Raw genomic sequence first — 19,094 nt, 5'->3', positions numbered from 1 at the left:
GAAGGATCAGGCGCCCGCTTCTTTCATGCTTTCCTCAAGAATCGCCAGACCTTCTTCAAGGATATTATCCTCGATGGTGACTGGCATCAGGAAGCGCAAAGTATTGCCGTACATGCCACAGCTCAGAAGAATCAGGCCCTTTTCTTTGGCTTTTTTCGTGATGGCTGCAGCGAGTTCCGGCATGGGTTTACGGTTTTCTTTGTTTTCGACCAGCTCAAACGCCGCCATGGAGCCGAGACAGCGGACGTTATCCACATGGGTGAACTGCTCTTGCCACTTGGTGAAGCAAACTTCCAGTTTCTTGCCGAGACGCTGGCTTTGACCCAGAATATCCTCGTCCCTGAACACATCAAATACAGCCAGGGCGGCCGCGCAAGCGGTCGGGCTACCGGTATAGGTGCCACCCAGCGAATTCGGGCCAGAGGCATCCATGTGCTTGTCTGTTCCAACGATCGCCGAGATGGGCATGCCGTCGGCCATACTCTTGGCCATGGTTATCATGTCCGGCTCAACACCGCTGTGCTCGATGGCAAACATCTTGCCGGTACGGCCAAAGCCGCTCTGGACTTCGTCAACAATCAGCAGAATGCCGTTTTCATCACATATCTCGCGGAGTTTCTTGAGGAAACTCGCAGGTGCCGGATAAAAACCACCCTCACCCAGCACCGGCTCAATAACAATAGCGGCAGTCTGGTTTGCGGGTGAATCTGCCTTCATGGTCATCATCAGCCCACGCAGGGCTTCATCTTCGCTAACACCGTGGTATGGCACGGGGTAAGGCGCTCGGAAAACGGTTCCCGGCATAGGGCCAAAATCCGTCTGGTAGGGCGCAGCCTTGCCGTTCATAGCCATGGTCATGAACGTACGGCCGTGATAACCACCGTCGAAGCAGATGATGTTCGTGCGGCCGGTAGCAGCACGGGCAATTTTGACGGCGTTTTCCAGTGCTTCTGCACCGGAGTTCGCCAGCATGACTTTGGCGTGACCTTTCACCGGTGAAGCTTCGCTGAGCTTCTGTGCCAGGCGCACATAGCCCTCATAGGACATCACCGTCTGGCAGGTATGCATCAATTTATCAAGCTGGGCTTTTACTGCCTCAACCACTTTCGGATGTCGGTGGCCAATGTTGAGTACGCCGATACCGCCGGCAAAGTCGATCATGCGCTTGCCGTCTGCGTCCCACAGTTCTGCGTTTGTCGCGTGGTCGGCAAATTGTTCATTGGGGCTTGCCGCGCCTGCCGCAACATAGCGTTCTTTAAGTGCCTGCAATTCTTTATTGCTCACTTTGCCATTCTCCCTGTGTCTCTGATTTATCAATCTCGTTTAACAGTGTAGGGAGTAGCGAGGCATGACACAAATTGACAATGTTCATATTTATGCCGGTTGCTCCCGGAACTGTAGCGCAGCCAGACGCCGGTAAAGCTCGTTTTGCTGTATTAACTCTTCATGGGTGCCAACGGCTAACAGCCGGCCCTGATCCAGAACGGCGATGCGATCAGCATCCCGAACCGTGGCAAGCCTGTGGGCGATCACCAGTGTGGTTCTGCCGGATGTGAGTGCCGGCATGGCTTGTTGGATCAGGCTTTCACTTTCCGCATCCAGTGCGCTGGTGGCTTCATCCAGCAGCAGAATGGGTGCGTCGGCAAGCAGAGCTCGGGCAATGGCTAGGCGTTGCTTCTGGCCGCCCGAGAGCCCCAGCCCCGCATCCCCCAGACGCGTGAGATAACCGTTCGGCAGTTCTTCGATAAATTCATCGGCGTGAGCGATGCGGGCTGCATTTTCAACCTCGGCCTGGCTGGCGTCAGGGCGCGCGTAGCGGATGTTGTCTGCCACGGTGCCATGGAACAAAGCGGGGTTCTGGGGCACCAGTGAAAAACAGTTACGCAGCGCCTCCAGAGAAACCGTAGCGCTATCTGTGCCGTCGATGTGAATGGAACCGCTGTCGGGCTGATAGAAATGCAGCAGCAAATCAAACAGCGTAGATTTTCCGGCCCCCGAGGGGCCAACCAAGGCCAGGGTTTCCCCGGCACGGACATGCAGGCAGATATTGGCCAGTGCCGGATGTTCGCGACGACCGGGGTAGCTGAAGTTCAGGCCTTCGATGGCAATATCGCCGATAATGGGCTCTGGAAATCCCTTTGCCAGTCCTGCAGACCGTTCAAACGCAGGTTCCGTCTGCAGCAATTCAAAAAGCCGTGCGGCGGAGCCGGCTGCTCTTTGCAGTTCCCCGATCACTTCGCTGATGGCGCCTGCGGCAACGCCTACCAGCAGGCTGTAAAACACGAAAGCTGCCAGTTCACCCGGGGTAATGCGGCCGTGAATAACATCGAGGCCGCCAATCCAGATCACAACACCGACAGCCCCCATCACCAGGGAAATTGCTATGGTGGTCAGCCAGGCGCGCTGTTTGATGCGGGCGCGGGCAATGTCGAAGGCTCGCTCCGACACGTCCGCAAAAAAGCGCCGGTCGTGGGTTTGATGGTTAAAAGCCTGCACGGTTTTGATCTGGGTGAGGTTTTCTCCCACGTAGCTGCCCACATCGGCCACTCTGTCCTGGCTGAGCCGTGAAAGCTGTCTTACTCGCCGGCCGAAAAACAGGATGGGAACGATCACCAGGGGAAAGCCCAGCAGAATGATTCCGGCGAGCTTGGCGTTGGTAATAAACAGCAACAGCAGCCCGCCCACGAGCATGAGCGCGTTGCGCAAGGCAATGGAGACCGTTGAGCCGATCACCGACTGCAACACAGTGGTATCGGCGGTGAAGCGCGACTGTATTTCCAGCGCCCGGTTCTCCTCGAAAAATCCCGGGTGCAGATCAATCAGATGGTTGAACACCTGTTTACGGATATCCGCCACCACCCTTTCGCCGATCCAGGACACAAGATAGAACCGCGCGAAGGACCCGAGCGCCAACCCCAGCACCAAAATGAAAAACAGGCCCATGGCGCGGGCCAGGTTGCCGGGAGATTCCGTAGCCAGGCCCTGATCAACCAGAACCCGAAGACCCTGCCCCAATCCGAGTGTAATCCCTGCAGTGATAATCAGCGCGACCAGCGCTCCCGCAACAGCTTTGCGATAAGGGCGTATAAACCCTATAACGAGTTTCAGGGCCTGCCGGTGACGAGTGTTGATGGTGTGCCTCCTGAGAGCTGTCTACTGTAAACTTAGCCAGCTATACGGTTACGCTTGAAGTAAGGACTTATCATACAGCCAGACAAGAGCATGTGGGCAGACACCTCCTGCCAGGACCGTCAAAAGCCAGGGATGGCTTTTGCCGAGCGTACATGGACGTATTTACAGCGTGTCCTGGCGGGAGGTGTCTGCCCACATGCTCGCTAAAACCGTATTTCCTGATAAATAACTACGCCATAAAAAAGGATCCCCCGTGCGAGCCTACGCCGACAGTGATTACCCGCAAAACCACAAACCTGACTGGAAGGTGATCGCCGGGCTCTGGCCTTATCTTGCCGAGTTCCGTGGGCGGGTTGCGTTGTCTGTCGCCTTCCTGATATTGGCAAAGCTGGCGACCGTGGCAACCCCTGTGGCCCTGAAATACATTGTCGACTACCTCGATCAGGGCCGTGAAGGCGAGCTGTTGCTGTGGATTCCTGTGGTTCTGGTGGTCGCCTATGGTGCATTGCGGTTTGGCAGTACGCTGTTTGGTGAACTGCGGGACGCGGTGTTTGCGCGGGTCGCCGAGCGCGCCATGCGGCGGGTATCACTAAGAGTGTTCCGCCATCTGCATGACCGCGAACTGGCGTTCCATCTCGATCGCAAAACCGGAGGGCTGGCTCGGGACATCGAGCGAGGAACCACCGGTATCAGCTTCCTGCTGCGCTTTACCCTGTTCAACATTGTTCCGACCCTGCTGGAAATTCTGATGGTGGCGGGCATTTTACTGGTAGCGTTTAACGCCAGCTACGTGTTGGCAATTCTGATAGCTGTAGTGGTGTATATCGTGTTTTCCATTGTGGTTACCGAGTGGCGAACCAAGTTCGTACGTGAGGCCAACGCCCGGGACAACCAGTCCAACTCCCGCGCCATTGATAGCCTGCTCAACTACGAAACCGTGAAGTACTTTAATAATGAAAAATTTGAAGCCGACCTTTATGATGAAAATCTTGAGGGTTGGGAACAGGCACGCCTGAAAAACCGGCTGTCTCTGGCTGCGCTCAATACCGGCCAGGCGTTCATCATAGGTTTGGCCATGATAACCATGATGGTGATGGCCGTAAGGGAAGTGGCCAGTGGCGCCATTACCCTGGGTGACTTCACCATGATCAACGCCTACCTGCTTCAACTGTTTATTCCTCTGAATGCTCTGGGATTTGTTTACCGGGAAATCCGTCAGGCGCTGGTGAACGTGGAGCGCCTGTTTGGTTTGCTTGGTGAAACGCCTGCGATTGAAGACGCTCCCGGTGCTCCTGCGCTGGCTGTGAATAAAGGCGAGGTTGGCATTCACCAGGTGCATTTCGCCTACCGTGCAGATCGACCGATTCTGCGGGATGTGGACTTCTCGATACCTGCGGGACATACACTGGCGGTTGTGGGCGCCAGCGGAGCAGGTAAATCCACCCTCGCCCGCCTGTTGTTCCGCTTTTTTGACGTGGATAAAGGCCGCATCACCATTGATGGTCAGGACATTCGCGAGGTCAGCCAGGACAGCCTGCGTGCGGCCATCGGCGTAGTGCCGCAAGACACAGTGCTATTCAACGACACCCTGTATCGTAATCTGGCCTACGGCCGCCCGGAGGCCACCGAAGCCGAGGTCCATCACGCCGCGAAACAGGCGCGCCTGGACGACTTCATCAGCAGCCTGCCAGAAGGTTACGACACCAAAGTAGGCGAACGTGGCCTGAAACTCTCTGGCGGTGAAAAACAGCGCGTTGCCATTGCCCGCGTGCTGCTGAAAAACCCGCCGTTGTTGATCCTGGATGAGGCCACGTCGTCGCTGGATTCCATCTCCGAGCAGGCGATTCTGGATGCCCTGAACGAAGTCAGTCGCCAGCGTACCACCCTTGTTATTGCCCACCGCCTGTCCACCGTGCGCGATGCTGATACGATTCTTGTAATGGATCACGGCCAGATCGTGGAAAGCGGCGGCCACAGTGAGTTGCTGGCACAAAATGGCTACTACGCCAGATTGTGGCTGCAGCAACAGCACAGCGCTGAAGAAGAAACAGGTATTTAAAAGAAGTTAGAGTTATCCGTTAGTTCAGAAAGCCAAAATACCCGCAACTCTTTAATTACTCCCCAAGCACAGAAGCCAGCCCGGAGGCGCGCACCACCCTCTGGCCCACACTGTCGCTGAACACGCTGGCGTCGCCGGTGATCAGGCTGAACCAGTTTTTTGCACGGGTGATGCCGGTGTACACCAGCTCACGCGTGAGCACCGGGCTGAGGCGATCTGGCAGCACCAGGCAGGTGTGATTGAACTCCGAGCCCTGGGATTTATGCACCGTCATGGCGTATACGGTTTCCAGCTGCTGCAGCCGGCTGGGTGAAATCCAGCGGATGTCGCCGCTGCCATCGCTGGTGGGAAATGCGACGCGCAACACTGGCTGCGGTTGCTCGTCGCTGGCTTGTGCGTCAGCAGCCCAGGGCAGGCTGAAGGTAATGCCGACATCGCCGTTCATCAGGCCCAGGTTGTAATCGTTGCCGGTGATCAGCACCGGGCGCCCGGCGTACCAGCCCTCGGCCCGGGGAATCAGACTTTGCTTGAGCAAGTGGTGGGCAATCAGCTCGTTCAGCCCTTCTACGCCCCAGGGCCCGCGACGCAGCGCGCAGAGCACCTGAAAATCACTGAAGGCCTGCAATACCGATCTTGCCAGCGCGTCCCACTGTTCCGTTGTGCTGTTGCTGTCCAGATTGTGATCCTGCATCAGCGATAAGTAGTGGCGATAGCCTACCGGTGGCGGCAGGGGCTGGCTATTGCCATCGATTCGTCCTTCCCCGTTATTGTTGAATGCCTGAGGACTGCCACTGACCGAGTGGCCGCAGATCAGCGCCTGAGTGTCTTCCAGCGGTGGTTTGCTGGTGCGGCCATTCAGCCACACCACATCCTCAAACCCGGCGCTGCGGGCCTGTTGAAGGGTGCTGTCGCTCAAGGTGTTGGTGTTGACCGCTTCAGCCAGTTGCCGAATGCCACTGCCTTCGGCAAAGCGGTAACTCTTGCGCAACATGGCCACCGCCTGATCCAGGGGCTGACCGTCGGCGCTCTGCAGGCTTGTCGGGATGTCGGCGCCGGTTATGGTTTTCAGCCATTGCACCGTGGCTGGCTGATAATGCCCCTCTGGCGCACGCTGACACAGTTCGCCTAACACTGCGCCGGCGTCTACCGAGGCCAACTGGTCCTTGTCACCCAACAGAATCAGTTGGGCGTTGGCGGGCAGGGCGTCAAATACCGACGCCATCAAGTCGAGATCCACCATGGACGCTTCGTCGATCACCAGAATATCCACCAGCAGCGGGTTGTCGCGGTTATGGCGGAATTTACGGGTGTCCGGACGGCTGCCCAGCAGCCGGTGCAGGGTGGTTACTTTGGTGGGAATGTCTGCCAGAGTCACCTGTCCCGGCAACTGGGCCAGTGGCAGGCGGCTGACGGCACCGCCAATGGATTCGTTCAGTCGCGCAGCAGCTTTGCCGGTGGGGGCCGCCAGGCGGATGCGATATTTGCGCCCGTCCCGTTCGGTGGATTCGCCCGCGACGGACTGCAGGGCGGCCAGTAAATTCACCACAGTGGTGGTCTTGCCGGTGCCGGGGCCACCGGTAATGACGGCGAAACGGTTGCGGGCCGCCAGGGCGCAGGCGAGCTTTTGATAGTCCACAGGCGAGCCCACAGAATCCTGGGGTTTAAACAGTACTTCCAGAGCTTTGCTCAGTGTTGTGGCAGCGGGTGAAGATGGGTCGGCCAGGGTGGACGACGGCTGCGCCAGACGCTGCAGAATGCCGGCAGCGATTTGCTGCTCATAGCGCCAGAAGCGGCGCAGGTAGAGCCGACTACCACTCAACACCAGCGGCGTAGTATGTGAACCATTACTTACCGCTAAAGCGTTGTCCAGAGCGGCCAGGCATTGCTGAGTGGATACGCGAGCCAGGACTTCTCCGGGGCCGTTGAGGCTGCCGTCAGTGTTTGCTGGCTCTGCCGATGAGCCTGGCGAATTGTCCCTGTTATGAGCGGAGTGGGATGCGTTCGGCTCCTCCGGTGGCAGCGACAGAGTGTTGTCCGCATCGGCCAGCAGGGTGGCCAGATCCACGCACACGTGGCCCCGGCCCACCTGGTGAGAAGTCAGTGCAGCGAGTAGCAAAACCAGCGGTTGCGGGGCTTCACCCTGCTCTTTCGACAGATCCTGAATCAGCCGTGCAAAGCGCACGTCTAATGGTCGAATCCAGCCGGCGTGCTGCCAGTTATCAAGCAACTCCAGAAGGGCTGCTGTCTGGTTCAACGCAAGGCTGCTGTCCTGGCCGGGAGTAACGGAAGCAGTTTTAACCACATCAACGGCCTCGTCCAGATCAAAGGCAAACTGGTTATCGGTATTCCGCGTTTTGCTCATGCCGCCACCTCCCCGGGTGCTGTCTTGCCGTCAAACATGGCATCCAGTTGTTCGATCAGTGCTCTGGGTGGTTTGTCGGTAAACGCCCCTGCCCCGGGCGCATTCACGCCGCGTAAAAACAGATACACGGCGCCGCCTATGTGCTGGTCGTAGTCATACTCCGGCAGACGCGCTTTCAGCAAGCGGTGCAGGGCCAGCAGATAGAGGATGTACTGCAGGTCGTAGCGCTTCTCCAGAATCGCCTCGCCCATGGCCTGATCCGTGTAGGCGCTGTCGTTGTCGCCGAGATAATTGGATTTGTAGTCCAGCACGTAATATTGCCCGTTGTGTTCAAACACCAGATCGATGAAGCCTTTCAGCATGCCGTTGAAGTGCCCGTCATCCACCCGCGGTCGGTCAGCGCCGTTGAGAGTGTGCTCGGTAACCAGTCTGTCCATGGCCCGGGTGCTGACGTTGCGGCTTTCAAACCAGAACTCCAGCTCCGGACGCAGTGTGCCAAGGCTCGCCAGGCTCGTGCTTTCGCCGCTGCTGCGGCTCAACGGCAGTGGCTGGCGGATCAGCGCCAGTATCCACTGTTCCAGAGTATCAACCCAGTCACTCCAGCCCCGGGTGCTGCAGCGGCGGGTGAGCTGTTCGCGCAGTTGTGAGGGGTTATTTACAATGTGTTGCAGGCCCTGCTGCACGCACCATTCCAGCAAATCGTGCAGAAAGGTTCCCGGGCCTGCGCCTTTGGGAAAATGATGCAGGCTGTGGCTGAGCGGGATGATCAAGTCGTCCGCCTCTGGGTTGTGGGCGCCCTCTTCCAACAGGTTCTGGGTTTCGGCGTCTTCCACTTCGCCGGCGAACACGATGCCGGTACCAGATAGGCCGCTGTACTCCAGGGCGGAATAGCTGGCAATCCACCAGTCTTCTCGCGCTTCGCGGGTTGAGATCAGCGCTGGCCCGAGCGCTGCCGGTGTCTCTTCCGCGTAACGTAGACTGGTAGCCGCCGGCAGCGGCTCGGCACACAGCTCTGTCTGGCCATTAACCAGATGGTTCAGCGCGACACTCAGCGGCTGCGCCGCTGCAGGTTCACCACCGAGTAGATAACCCAGGCCGCTGAGGTGCCAGTTTTCAATGTCGGCAACGCCCACCCAGGTGGCGAAGCGGGCGCGGGTCAGGGCCACGTAGAGTTTGCGGATGTCCTCGCCCAGCCGTTCCCGATCGGCGCGGGCAACGTCTTCCGGCGTTGGATCAAATACGGTGATCAGCTTTGAGTGGTCATCGTGATAACGCACGAACGACTGTTTTTCGCTTTGGGCGCGGAACGCGGTGCCAAAGGGCAGGAACACCAGAGGGTATTCCAGACCTTTGGATTTATGCACGGTAATCACTTTCACCAGGCCGGCATCGCTTTCCAGGCGCAGGGTGCGGTGTTCGTCTTCTTCGTCTGCCGCGCGCAGAATCTGGGTGTAGTGATGCACCAATGCGTGTTCGCCATCCAATTGCAGGCTGTCCTGCTGCAGCAGTTCGGCAATGTGAAGAATATCGGTCAGCCGGCGCTCGCCGTCGGCGCGCTGCAGCAGCCGGCCGGGCATGTCAAAGTCCATCAGGAAACTGCGCAGCATGGGCAGCACGCCCTGGCTTTGCCACTGTTGCTGATAGCCCATAAAGCGTTCGATTTCACGCTCCAGCGCCATCTCGTCGGTCAGCAACTGATCAAGATAGCACCAGGATAGACCCAGCGTAGGCGTGGCGAGCGCCGCGCGGGCGTAGGCCAGCTGTCGGGGTTCGGCAAAGGCTTTAAGCCAGCACAGCACTTCCTTTGCCTCCTGCGAGGTGAGTACCGAATCCCGGTCGGACAGGTACACGCTTTTGATGCGCCTTTGGCCCAGGGCATCGCGCACCGCAGCCGCTTCGTTGCGGTTATTAACCAGAATGGCGATGTCTTTGGGTGCAACCGGCTCCAGGTCAGCCGGATTGTCCGTCAGGGCAAAACCGGCCAAGCCCTGCTGGCCAAGGGTCAGCAGGCGGGCGATTTCGCTGGCGCAGGTTTCTGCAACCTCCGTTGTGGCGGCACCCTTGGCCAGGCTCTTGCGATTGCCGTTTCTGTCTTCCTGATCGCTTTCCAGTGACCACAGCGTCAGGCTGGGCTGTATGTCGCCATTAGCTGACCACAGGCGTTTGGTGCCGTTGGCCTCCACCCCCTGAAATGGCAGAGGTGAGGTATCGCCCTTGCCGAACAGAAAGGCACCTTCCGGGCTGTTCTGATCGCCATACTCGAACACCCGGTTGACCGCTTTCACCATAGGCTTGGACGAACGGAAGTTGCGGCCCAGGGTCCAGGTGCGGGTGCCGGTGCGGGCGTCCAGATAGGTGTAGATGTCGGCACCGCGGAAGCCGTAAATAGCCTGTTTCGGATCGCCGATCATCAGCAGGCAAGTGTCCGGATGATTCTCCGCAACCCGGTAAATGCGGTTGAAGATGCGGTATTGCACCGGATCTGTGTCCTGGAATTCGTCGATCAGCGCCACAGGAAACTGCCGGCGAATGGTCGCCGCCAGTTGATCGCCGCGAGGACCATGCAGGGCGTCGTCCAGCCGCGTGAGCAGGTCGTCAAAGCCCATTTCCGAGCGCTTCTGTTTTTCCGATTCCAGTCGCGCCGCAATCCAGCGGGTGGCGTGCTTGAGAATGTCGGACTCGGCGCTCGGCAAGCTCTGGCTGAACTCAATCAGCTCTTCGATAGCGTCAAAAGCGGGATGGTGGGGCACATCGCCATCACCCTTGAGTTTTGTCGTTAGTATGTTCGGTGTCTGGTTCTGGAAGCCGGCCTTGTCGAGTCCCTCCGGGTAGAGCTCATCGGAAGCGGCCCACTCCAGCAGCGTGTCCCAGGCGGCAATCATCGGTTTCATGCTGCCACCGTGCAGGCGTTTGCTCTTGTTGAGTGCAATCAGCATGTCGGTGACTTCAGGCTTCCAGTTTGCCCAAGGGTCAGCTTTCAGGGCCTGAGCCTGCTCCATGCGCTTTTGCAGAGTGGCTTCGATGGCCTGCTTTACATCGTCGGTGGCAACTTCGAAAGAATCGGCATCGCCAAGCAGATTGTGCACAGAGGCACGGAGGTTGTCCGGGGTTTTCCAGTGGCTCAGCACCTCGTCCATCAGTACTGGCGACAGCGGATAGATAAAGGTGCGCCAGTAGTCGCGCGCTACTTCATCGAGCAGCTCGCTCTGATCGGTTTCCAGTGACAGGCGAAACAGGCTGCCGCTGTCGAACGCGTGCTCGGTGAGCATACGGTTACACCAGGCATGGATAGTGGACACAGCGGCCTCGTCCATCCATTCAGCGGCCAGCAGCAACTTTTTGCGGCAGTCCGGCCAAGTCGCCGGATCCGGATAGCTGGCATCCCGAAGCTGATGAATCAGAGCGGTTTCCGGCGTGGGCTGGATAATTTCCGCGTTACTGGAAAACACCTCGGCGGCCTGAGTGAGCCGGGTGCGGATACGATCCCGCAGCTCCTTGGTGGCGGCGTCGGTGAAGGTGACCACCAGCAGATTTGGTGGTGGCATGCCGGCAGCCAGAGCACTGCCCTCGGGTTGTCCGTGGCCCAATACCAAACGCACGTACAGGATTGCGATGGTGAAGGTTTTGCCGGTACCGGCGCTGGCCTCAATCAGGCTGCTACCGTTCAGGGGCAGCGCAAGCGGATCAAGATTCGGGTTCGTAGCCGCTGTGGTAGTCGTCATAGCTTGCCCTCAATCTCACCGGCGGCGGATTTATCCTGTTCGGCTTCCCACAAAGGCACGTAAAGCGCGTGTAGCAAGGCCTCAAACTCACCGCTTTCGAGCAGCTTTTCGGCGCGTTCGAAGGCGCCTCGCAGATAGCCTGCGTCGCGCTCCAGGGCGGTGGTGTAAGCCTGCTGGGCATCGCTGGTGGCGCGCTCGTGATCACCGAGGAATTTTTTGCTCTGGTAGAAGCTGTAAATCCAGGCAAAACCGGCCTCACAGTGCAGCGGCAAAGCGCGGGTGCTGGCCTCTATCCAGCGCGCCAGCAAGGCGTCGAGGTGTTTGGCGGCGGTTTCTTTGGGCAGAGGTGCAAAGCGGACTTTGCGGCCTTCCTCCTTGCCCAGAATCAGGGTTTCAAAAGGTTGCGCCGTCAGTTGTCCGGCCAGGTGAATCACCCAGTCCCGCATCAGGTTGGCGTAGCGGAGCTTTTTGCTGTTACCGCTGCCGGTGAGCAGGCTGGAACCGGCGATAACCAGCCGGCAGATTTTGCCTTCGTGGTTGCGGCGCAGGTGATCAATCAGGTCCAGCACCTCCACGGATCCGGTGCTGTTGGTCAGACGGTATTCAAATGGCAGCGGTTCGCTGATCGCCTCGGGCCATTCGGCCAGAGCGCTCTGATACCGTTGGAACAGATCCGGCAGGCGGCCGGAGAGGTCACTGCGCAGCCTGTGTTCGGTTATACCCATACCAAGGTCGCCGCGCCGCGCCATGCGATCCAGAGTGCTTTCCAGGCGTTCGTGCAGGTCTTCTTCATTACTGGCTTTCAGCAGGCTCTGCTCAATCAGCTCGGTGTCCAGACGCCAACGGTCGAGTCCGTTCAGGTCAAAGTTTTCGTTATCCGTGTCGTCGTCTTCCACATCCTCGAAGCGCACCTGCAAGCGGCGTTGATAAAAGGTGTCCACGGGTTTTTTCAGGAAGCCGGCCAGATCGTTGAGGGTGATGGGTTCCTCGGGCTGCTGATACGGTAAGGCTGTTTGCGGAGATTGTTCAACCGATTCGTTGCCATGGGCACCGCGCCATTCGTGTTCGTAGGTGAACAGGCTGCGGGCTGCAAGCACCTCGGAGAGTGGCTTTGGCTGATCACCTTCACTCTGGCCATTGGCCTTGGGGAAATAGTCGCGGCTGAACGGCTGCAAAGGGTGGCGGGTGGTGAGGGCACCGGTTACGGCAGCGTCTGGCTGCCCGGGCAGTTGCCACAAGCTGTCGAGGTGATCCTGCAACTGGCCCACCAGTACCGACGGTGGTCGCGGCGAGTCGTCGCGAATGCTGCGCCCTACCCAGCTGATGTACAGCTGTTCGCGAGCCGACAGCATGGCTTCGAGAAACAGGTAACGGTCGTCTTCCCTGCGCGAACGGTCGCCCGGGCGGTAATCCTGCGCCATCAGGTCAAAATCCACCGGCGGTCGTGAGCGTGGGTAGTCGCCGTCGTTCATACCCAGCAAGCACACCTTGCGGAAGGGAATGGCACGCATGGGCATCAAGGTGGCGAAGTTTACCTTGCCGGCCAGGAAGCGTTGGTTCAAACCGCCTTCGTCGAGGCCTTCCAGTAATACGTCTTTCACAATATTTAATGGCAGCGATTGTTGATCCAGCCCGGCGGCCAGTGTGTCCTCCAGCCACTGCTCCAGTTGCCGGCGAAAGCGATTAAGTAGCAACAGGTCATGCCCCTCTACCTTGTGGAAAAACTGCTCCAGCATGGCTGAGAAGAGCTCTTCCCATTGTTGCGGTGTGCGGCTTGCCTGCAGCTCCTGCCACAGGGTTTCCAGGCGATACACGAACTCGCCAAGACGGCCTGCCAGGCTGGCTTGCAGCCCTCCAATTTCGCCGTAGGGTTGAACACCCGCCCAAGGCTCGTCGTCGCCCATGCCGTAACCCAGCAACATGGAGCGTAGGCCAGCCTGCCAGGTGTTGCGATCCAGATCAGCCGGCAGCTCCAGGCTTTCGCGGTGGGCGCCGTGCAGGCCCCAGCGGATGTTGGCGCCCGCTACCCAGCGCCGGGCCAGGGGAATTTCTTCTTCGGCAATCTCGAAACGGTCGCGGATCCCGGGCACTTCCAGCAGGCTGATGATCTCACTCACCCCGAAACGGCTGCGGGGCAGAGACATGAGCGTCTCCAGGGCAATCAGTACCGGCTCGTGGTGGCGTTGGCCCTGGTCGGAAATGGTGAACGGAATGTGGCGTTTGCGTCCTGGCGGGTAGCGACCAAACACCGCCTGAATATGCGGTGCGTAGACGTTGATATCCGGCACCATCACCATCACGTCCCGAGGCCGCAGTGAGGTATCTGCGTTGAAGGCGGCCAGCAGTTGATCGTGCAGAATCTCCACTTCCCGTTGCGGGCTGTGGGCGTCGTGGAAGGCCAAGGAATGATCCCGGCTCAGATCAAGCTGGCGCTGTTCATCGCGGATTTCCTGCAACGGCGTCAGGTTGTAAATGTCGTTCTGCAGCTCGTGCAGCAGGCACGGGGCCTGCCCTGTGCCATGCTCGGAGAAAATGTCGATCTTCTGATCCGGGGTCTGGAAGCTGGCGCGGTATTCATCGGGGTTGTCGAATTCATCCAGCAGGCGAATGTAGTCCCGGCCCTGCTTGCCCCAAGCTGCCAGCAGCGGGTTGGCGTGCTGGTGCAACTGGTCGGCATCGTCAATTTGCGACAGCGTGGGATGGCTGGCACCGCGTTTGCGCTCGGCTTTCAGCAGTTCGCGGTCGCTGACAATATCGGCCCAGTAAAACTGCGAAGGGTTGTGAACGCAGAGCACCACCTGGCTGAAACGGCTAAGCACGTAAAGAGCTTCCAACGCCTGGCGTGGCAGCGACGACACCCCGAACACCACAATGCGCCGGGGTAAGCGGCTTGGGTGAGCTGGCGTGGTGATGCGCTGGCCTTCGTCCATAAACCGGGTATGAATCTGCGAGCGGCTGGTGTGAGCTTCAGCGCCTGTGTCTTCCACCAGTTTGCGCCAGAGCATCGGTTGCCAGTGGGTGTCTTCGTCAACCGGCTTTTCTTCGTTGCGGGCGGTGATCACCACATCCCGGCCCTGCTCCCATGCGGCGAGCCAGTCGGCGCGGAACACCTGATACTGGTCAAACAGATCCGCCACTTTCTCAGCCAGCTGGAATGCCCGCAAATCCGGGTCGCTGCCTTCCAGAAATCGTGCCAGCGGGTTGAATACGTCGTCGCTATGAACCAGCTCTGGCAGCAGGCGGTACAGTCGCCACACCAGCCGGCGCTTATCGAACGGGGATTGCTCCGGCACCTCTCCATCCGGCAACACGGCGCGGTAGGCCTGCCAGATAAACCGTGCCGGAAACAGAAAATCCATACCGGCGGCGATGCCCAGCCCGCCTTCACTGCCATCTTCCGAGCGTTTCTCCGCCAGCGCCAGCTTCAGCCACTGGGCAATACCGTTGCTTTGTACCAGAAAGGTCTCGCTCTGTAGCGGCGGCAGCGGGTTCTGCTGGCAGATAAACACCACAGCCCGGCGCAAGTCTTCCAGATGATTGGCGTGAACGGCGTGAAAGCCGGGCGTGATGGCGGAGTGTTCGGGCATAGTGTTCCTTATCGGATTATCGTTTCAACGCTAATCAGGTGATCGTATCAATAGTAACCAGGTCATCGTATTGATAGTAAAGAGTACCGCAACTGGTGACAGAATCAGACCGGAGACACTCGAGAGTATGACGGAAGGTGGCGACAGTTTGTGTCGTTCTGGTAAGCCCGACGTATAAAGAGCGATTGTTGTCCCACTATTTGAGCTGCGCCGCCACCCATCGTAGAGTTGTGGCCTGAATAACCCTCAGCAGTAAGGTCTGCCTTTGCTTTTATGAGTATGCACCTCCGGCCCGCCACGGCGGATCTCGAAAACCCCCTGTATTACCTGGAAAACATGGAAACGGTGGTGGCCTGGGTGGCTGATCACCACGCGGATCTGCTGCTGGAGTCGGAGCGTGCCTGCCTGCGCGGCTTTTTTGAGTTGCCGCGCCCGTCGCGAGCGCTGTTAACCCGCATGGTGATGCGCAGCGGAGACCTGTTCCGTGCTGACAAGTTGAATTATCCGGAGCTGGGAAGCCCGAAAGCCGGCGCACTGGATGAGCTGATTGCCTATGGGTGGCTGGATTCCGATCCGTTGCTTGCTCTGAACGATATCTTCCGCCTGTTCACCCTGGCCGAATTGCGCCCGGCGTTTGCGCCGGTTCTGGCCCAGGCGGGATTCGCCAAAAACCTGCCCAAAGCCCGAATGTTCGAAGTCCTGCAGGACACCTTCACCGGTGCTCGCGCATTGACGGACTGGTTCGAGCAAGAGATGGCGTCCGTAGTGCGGGTCGACCAGATGCCTTTGTTTGATCGCACTCGCCTGATGTTCTTCGGCAACCTGCGCCAGAGCTGGACAGACTTCGTGTTGGTGGAACTGGGTCGCCATCGCTATGAACAGGTTGAGTTTACCCCCGAAGCACGGGCTTTTTCCCGACGCAGCGAGGTGGATGCCTATTTAGACATGCACCACTGCCGCGAGAGCCTGGATGCTGGAGCGCCAGCTGCAGAGGTTTGGGCTGATATTCCCGCAGCCACGGACAACCCCTGGCTGACCAGCCGCCGAGATCGCCTGTTGCTTGAACTTGGGCGGCAGGCGGAGCGTCAGAGCGAACGTGAGCTGGCGTTGCAGTCCTTGGCAGCCAGTGGCCATCGCGAGGCACGGCTGAAACAGCTGCGGCTGCTGGAGCGAATGAAGCGTTATGAGGAAGCCTGGGCAATCGCCAAACAGTGGGGTAGCGAAGAGCTTGGCGATGCCGAAGCTCAGGGTCTGGCACGCATTGTGAAGCGGCTGGCAAAAAAAGTGGGCGAGCCGGTTCCGGCGGCGCCGGAGAACCCGGAAATACGTGAGTTTACGCTGACCCTGCCACAAACCGATGACTCGGTTGAGATGGTCGTTCGGGATCACCTCTCCACGCCCGAGGCGCCGGTGCTCTATGTGGAAAACACGCTGATCAACAGCCTGTTCGGTTTACTGTGCTGGCACACGATATTCAAAGCTATACCTGGTGCTTTCTTTCATCCGTTTCACACCGGGCCAGCGGATCTGGTGCGGGACGATTTTGTCAGCCGCCGGCATGCGGCGTTTGATCAATGTTTTGCGGCGCTGAACGATGGCAGCTATCGCAAGAAAATTCTGGATACCTACGCCGCCAAACAGGGCATTACCAATCCTTTTGTGACCTGGCCGGTGCTGAACGACGAGTTACTGACTCTGGCGCTAGACTGCATTCCTGCAGCAGACCTTCTGGTTCTGTTTGAGCGATTTTTATTGAACATTCGCGAACATCGCAGTGGTTTTCCCGATCTTATAAGATTTTACCCGGAGATCCCGGGAAATAAGCCCCGTTACGAAATGATCGAAGTAAAAGGCCCGGGCGATCGGCTACAGGATCATCAAATTCGTTGGCTGCACTTCTTTGCCCATCAGGGCATTGCTGCCAGCGTATGCTATCTGCGTTGGCAAAACAGCGGAGCAGCGCCGTGAAGGTTGCAGTCAGAACCCTCTGTGAGTTTGCCGCACGGGAAGGCGATCTGGACTTTCGTTACACGCCGGCGCCCACTGCCGAAGAGGGCGTGGCGGGGCACCAGACCATTCAGGGAAAGCGTGGATATGGTTATAAAAGCGAGTATTCACTTACCGGTGAGTGCTTTGGGTTAGAGCTGTATGGCCGAGCCGATGTCTATAACCCGCATTCCGGCCTGCTGGAAGAGATCAAAACACACCGTGGGGATTTGTCCCGTATCCGCCCCCATCAACGTGCTTTGCACCGAGCTCAGTTGCGGGCCTACGGCGCCCTGCTCTGCCGCCAGGAAAAGCGAAAAACCCTCAAGCTGGCGTTGGTGTATTTTGATATTGGCAAAAACCGGGAAACGCCAGTCACCGAAACTGCCCGCGCCGATGAACTGTGGCAAGAGCTGGAAACTTTATGTGAACGTTATCGGCTTTGGGCGGAGCAGGAAGCTCACCACCGGGAACAGCGTGATATTCGCCTCGCTGGGCTGCGTTTTCCGTTTGCACAGTTTCGTCCCCGCCAGCGCCAGCTTGCCGAAACCGTTTATAAAAATGCGGTAAAGGGCGGCACCTTGCTGCTGGAAGCGCCCACGGGTTTGGGTAAAACCCTAGGCACTCTGTTTCCTGCACTCATGGCTATGCCTGCAGCTGAGCACGATCGCCTGGCCTATCTCACCTGCCGAAACACCGCCCGACAACTGGCGGTGGACGCGGTGGAGCGCTTACGGGCCGCGCAGGAGGCACCGCAGATCTGGCCCTTGCGTACTCTGGAATTGGTGGCCAAGGCCGACGCCTGCGAGCATCCGGACAAAGCTTGCCATGGGGATTCCTGCCCGCTGGCCAAAGGCTTCTTTGATCGCCTGCCGGACGCCCGTGCCGAAGCTGCTCAGGCTGGCACAACGCTTACGCAGGAGGTATTGGCGAAGATCGCCGCCGGCCACGGCATCTGCCCCTATTTTCTGGCGCAGGAAATGGCGCGCTGGTGTGATCTGATCATTGGGGATGTGAACCGGATGTTTGATCAGTCTGCCCTGCTCCATGGCCTTACCCGACAAAACAACTGGAAAACCGCCGTTCTCGTGGATGAAGCGCACAATCTGGTGGACCGCGGGCGCGGCATGTATTCGGTGCAGCTGGACCAGCAGCGGCTGCTGAAAGTGAGGAAAAACGCACCCAAAGCTCTGAAACCGCATCTGGACCGCGCGGCCCGAGCCTGGCAGGGTGTTATCCGTGATCAATCAGATAACAGCGATGGCCCGGTGTTTCTCGACAGCCTGCCCTCAACGCTTACCGGCAGCCTGTTGGGGTTGGTGTCCGGGCTTACGGACTTTCTGGCAGACAACCCACCGGATCTGGCACTTCAGGAAGTGCTGTTTGAATCAGTGGCGTTTATGAAGCTGGCGGACTCCTTTGGCGACCATTCCCTGTGTGAATTCCGCCGCGAAGGCCGCGGCCGTGCGAGCCTGACCATCCAGAACCTGGTGCCCGCGGATTTCCTGCGGGACCGCTTCCAGGCAGCCACCTCGGTATTGCTGTTTTCCGCCACTCTAAGCCCTGGTGTTTATTATCGGGACCTTCTGGGATTGCCGGAGGACAGTCGGTTTATTTCGCTGCCCAGCCCCTTCAGCGCCAACCAGTTGCAGGTGAACTTCACGCCAAAGATCAGCACCCGTCAGGCCCATCGCGAAGCGTCGGTACCTCCCATTGCTACGCTGATTGCCCAGCAATACCGCAAGCGCCCCGGGCACTATCTGGCGTTCTTCAGCAGTTTCAAGTATCTCAATGAGGTAAGCGAAGCATTGGCCAAGACCGCCCCGGATGTCCCCCAGCGCTCCCAGCACTCCGGAATGAGTCCACAGCAGCGAAGGGAGTTTCTGGCAGGGTTCCGCGAAGAATCTGGCAGCGTGGCTTTTGCCGTTCTGGGAGGGGTGTTCAGTGAAGGGATCGATTTACCGGGGGATCAACTGATCGGTGCCTTTGTCGCTACCTTGGGCCTGCCACCGTTTGATGCCTGGCATGAGATCCTGAAACATCGCCTGCAGCAGCGCTTCGGCGCGGGTTATGACTATACCTATCTGATTCCGGGACTGCAGAAAGTCGCCCAGGCTGCCGGTCGGGTGATTCGCACGCCGGATGACAGGGGGTTGATCTGGCTGATAGACGACCGCTTTTTACAGCCGCAGATTCGAAGGTTATTACCGGGGTGGTGGTTCGGAACCGGAGCCGCCGATTGAAGC

Annotated in this window: 8 protein-coding genes; 3 read left to right on the top strand and 5 right to left on the bottom strand. The window is 58.7% G+C overall.

Going from position 1 to position 19,094, the window contains the following annotated elements; all coding sequences use genetic code 11:
* Positions 1-6 precede the first annotated feature (6 nt).
* Both gabT and ACN0V1_RS03050 read right to left on the bottom strand, forming a co-directional pair.
* Positions 7-1,284, bottom strand: a complete 1,278-nt coding sequence (gene gabT, locus ACN0V1_RS03055) for a 4-aminobutyrate--2-oxoglutarate transaminase (protein ID WP_417543561.1) — start codon at positions 1,282-1,284, stop codon at positions 7-9.
* Positions 1,285-1,374: 90 nt separating this feature from the next.
* Positions 1,375-3,108 (bottom strand): ABC transporter transmembrane domain-containing protein, encoded by a 1,734-nt coding sequence (locus ACN0V1_RS03050; protein WP_417543648.1) that lies wholly within the window; start codon positions 3,106-3,108, stop codon positions 1,375-1,377.
* A gap of 277 nt (positions 3,109-3,385) precedes the next feature.
* On the opposite strand from ACN0V1_RS03050, the gene ACN0V1_RS03045 reads away from it, so the two are divergent.
* Positions 3,386-5,191 (top strand): ABCB family ABC transporter ATP-binding protein/permease, encoded by a 1,806-nt coding sequence (locus ACN0V1_RS03045; RefSeq protein ID WP_417543560.1) that lies wholly within the window; start codon positions 3,386-3,388, stop codon positions 5,189-5,191.
* A gap of 55 nt (positions 5,192-5,246) precedes the next feature.
* Here the strand turns inward: ACN0V1_RS03045 and recD are convergent, their stop codons facing one another.
* From recD to recC, 3 genes are read right to left on the bottom strand one after another with little or no spacing between them, the layout of a single operon-like run.
* A complete protein-coding gene (recD, locus tag ACN0V1_RS03040) occupies positions 5,247-7,553 on the bottom strand; it encodes an exodeoxyribonuclease V subunit alpha (protein ID WP_417543559.1) in 2,307 nt (768 codons plus the stop codon).
* Positions 7,550-11,275 carry an exodeoxyribonuclease V subunit beta gene (gene recB, locus ACN0V1_RS03035; protein ID WP_417543558.1) on the bottom strand — a complete coding sequence of 1,242 codons (3,726 nt, stop codon included), beginning with the start codon at positions 11,273-11,275 and terminating at the stop codon, positions 7,550-7,552. The genes recD and recB overlap by 4 nt, the downstream gene beginning before the upstream one ends.
* Positions 11,272-14,862 carry an exodeoxyribonuclease V subunit gamma gene (recC, locus tag ACN0V1_RS03030; RefSeq protein WP_417543557.1) on the bottom strand — a complete coding sequence of 1,197 codons (3,591 nt, stop codon included), beginning with the start codon at positions 14,860-14,862 and terminating at the stop codon, positions 11,272-11,274. The genes recB and recC overlap by 4 nt, the downstream gene beginning before the upstream one ends.
* A 273-nt stretch (positions 14,863-15,135) precedes the next feature.
* Between recC and ACN0V1_RS03025 the strand changes: the two genes are divergently transcribed.
* Both ACN0V1_RS03025 and ACN0V1_RS03020 read left to right on the top strand, forming a co-directional pair.
* Positions 15,136-16,830, top strand: a complete 1,695-nt coding sequence (locus ACN0V1_RS03025; protein ID WP_417543556.1) for a VRR-NUC domain-containing protein — start codon at positions 15,136-15,138, stop codon at positions 16,828-16,830.
* On the top strand, positions 16,827-19,091 hold the full coding sequence (locus ACN0V1_RS03020; RefSeq protein WP_417543555.1) for a helicase C-terminal domain-containing protein: 2,265 nt from the start codon (positions 16,827-16,829) through the stop codon (positions 19,089-19,091). Before ACN0V1_RS03025 ends, ACN0V1_RS03020 begins: the two co-directional genes overlap by 4 nt.
* The last annotated feature ends 3 nt before the right edge of the window (positions 19,092-19,094 follow it).

It is taken from the genome of Marinobacter sp., assembly GCF_048266785.1.
In the GTDB taxonomy this organism is placed as follows: domain Bacteria; phylum Pseudomonadota; class Gammaproteobacteria; order Pseudomonadales; family Oleiphilaceae; genus Marinobacter.
This window is presented reverse-complemented; position numbering and strand designations above follow the sequence as displayed.

Coding starts and splice junctions, on each gene's coding strand:
- recD (WP_417543559.1), bottom strand. CDS start 7,553: ATGAGCAAAACGCGGAATACCGATAACCAGTTTGCCTTTGATCTGGAC.
- recB (WP_417543558.1), bottom strand. CDS start 11,275: ATGACGACTACCACAGCGGCTACGAACCCGAATCTTGATCCGCTTGCG.
- recC (WP_417543557.1), bottom strand. CDS start 14,862: ATGCCCGAACACTCCGCCATCACGCCCGGCTTTCACGCCGTTCACGCC.
- ACN0V1_RS03025 (WP_417543556.1), top strand. CDS start 15,136: ATGAGTATGCACCTCCGGCCCGCCACGGCGGATCTCGAAAACCCCCTG.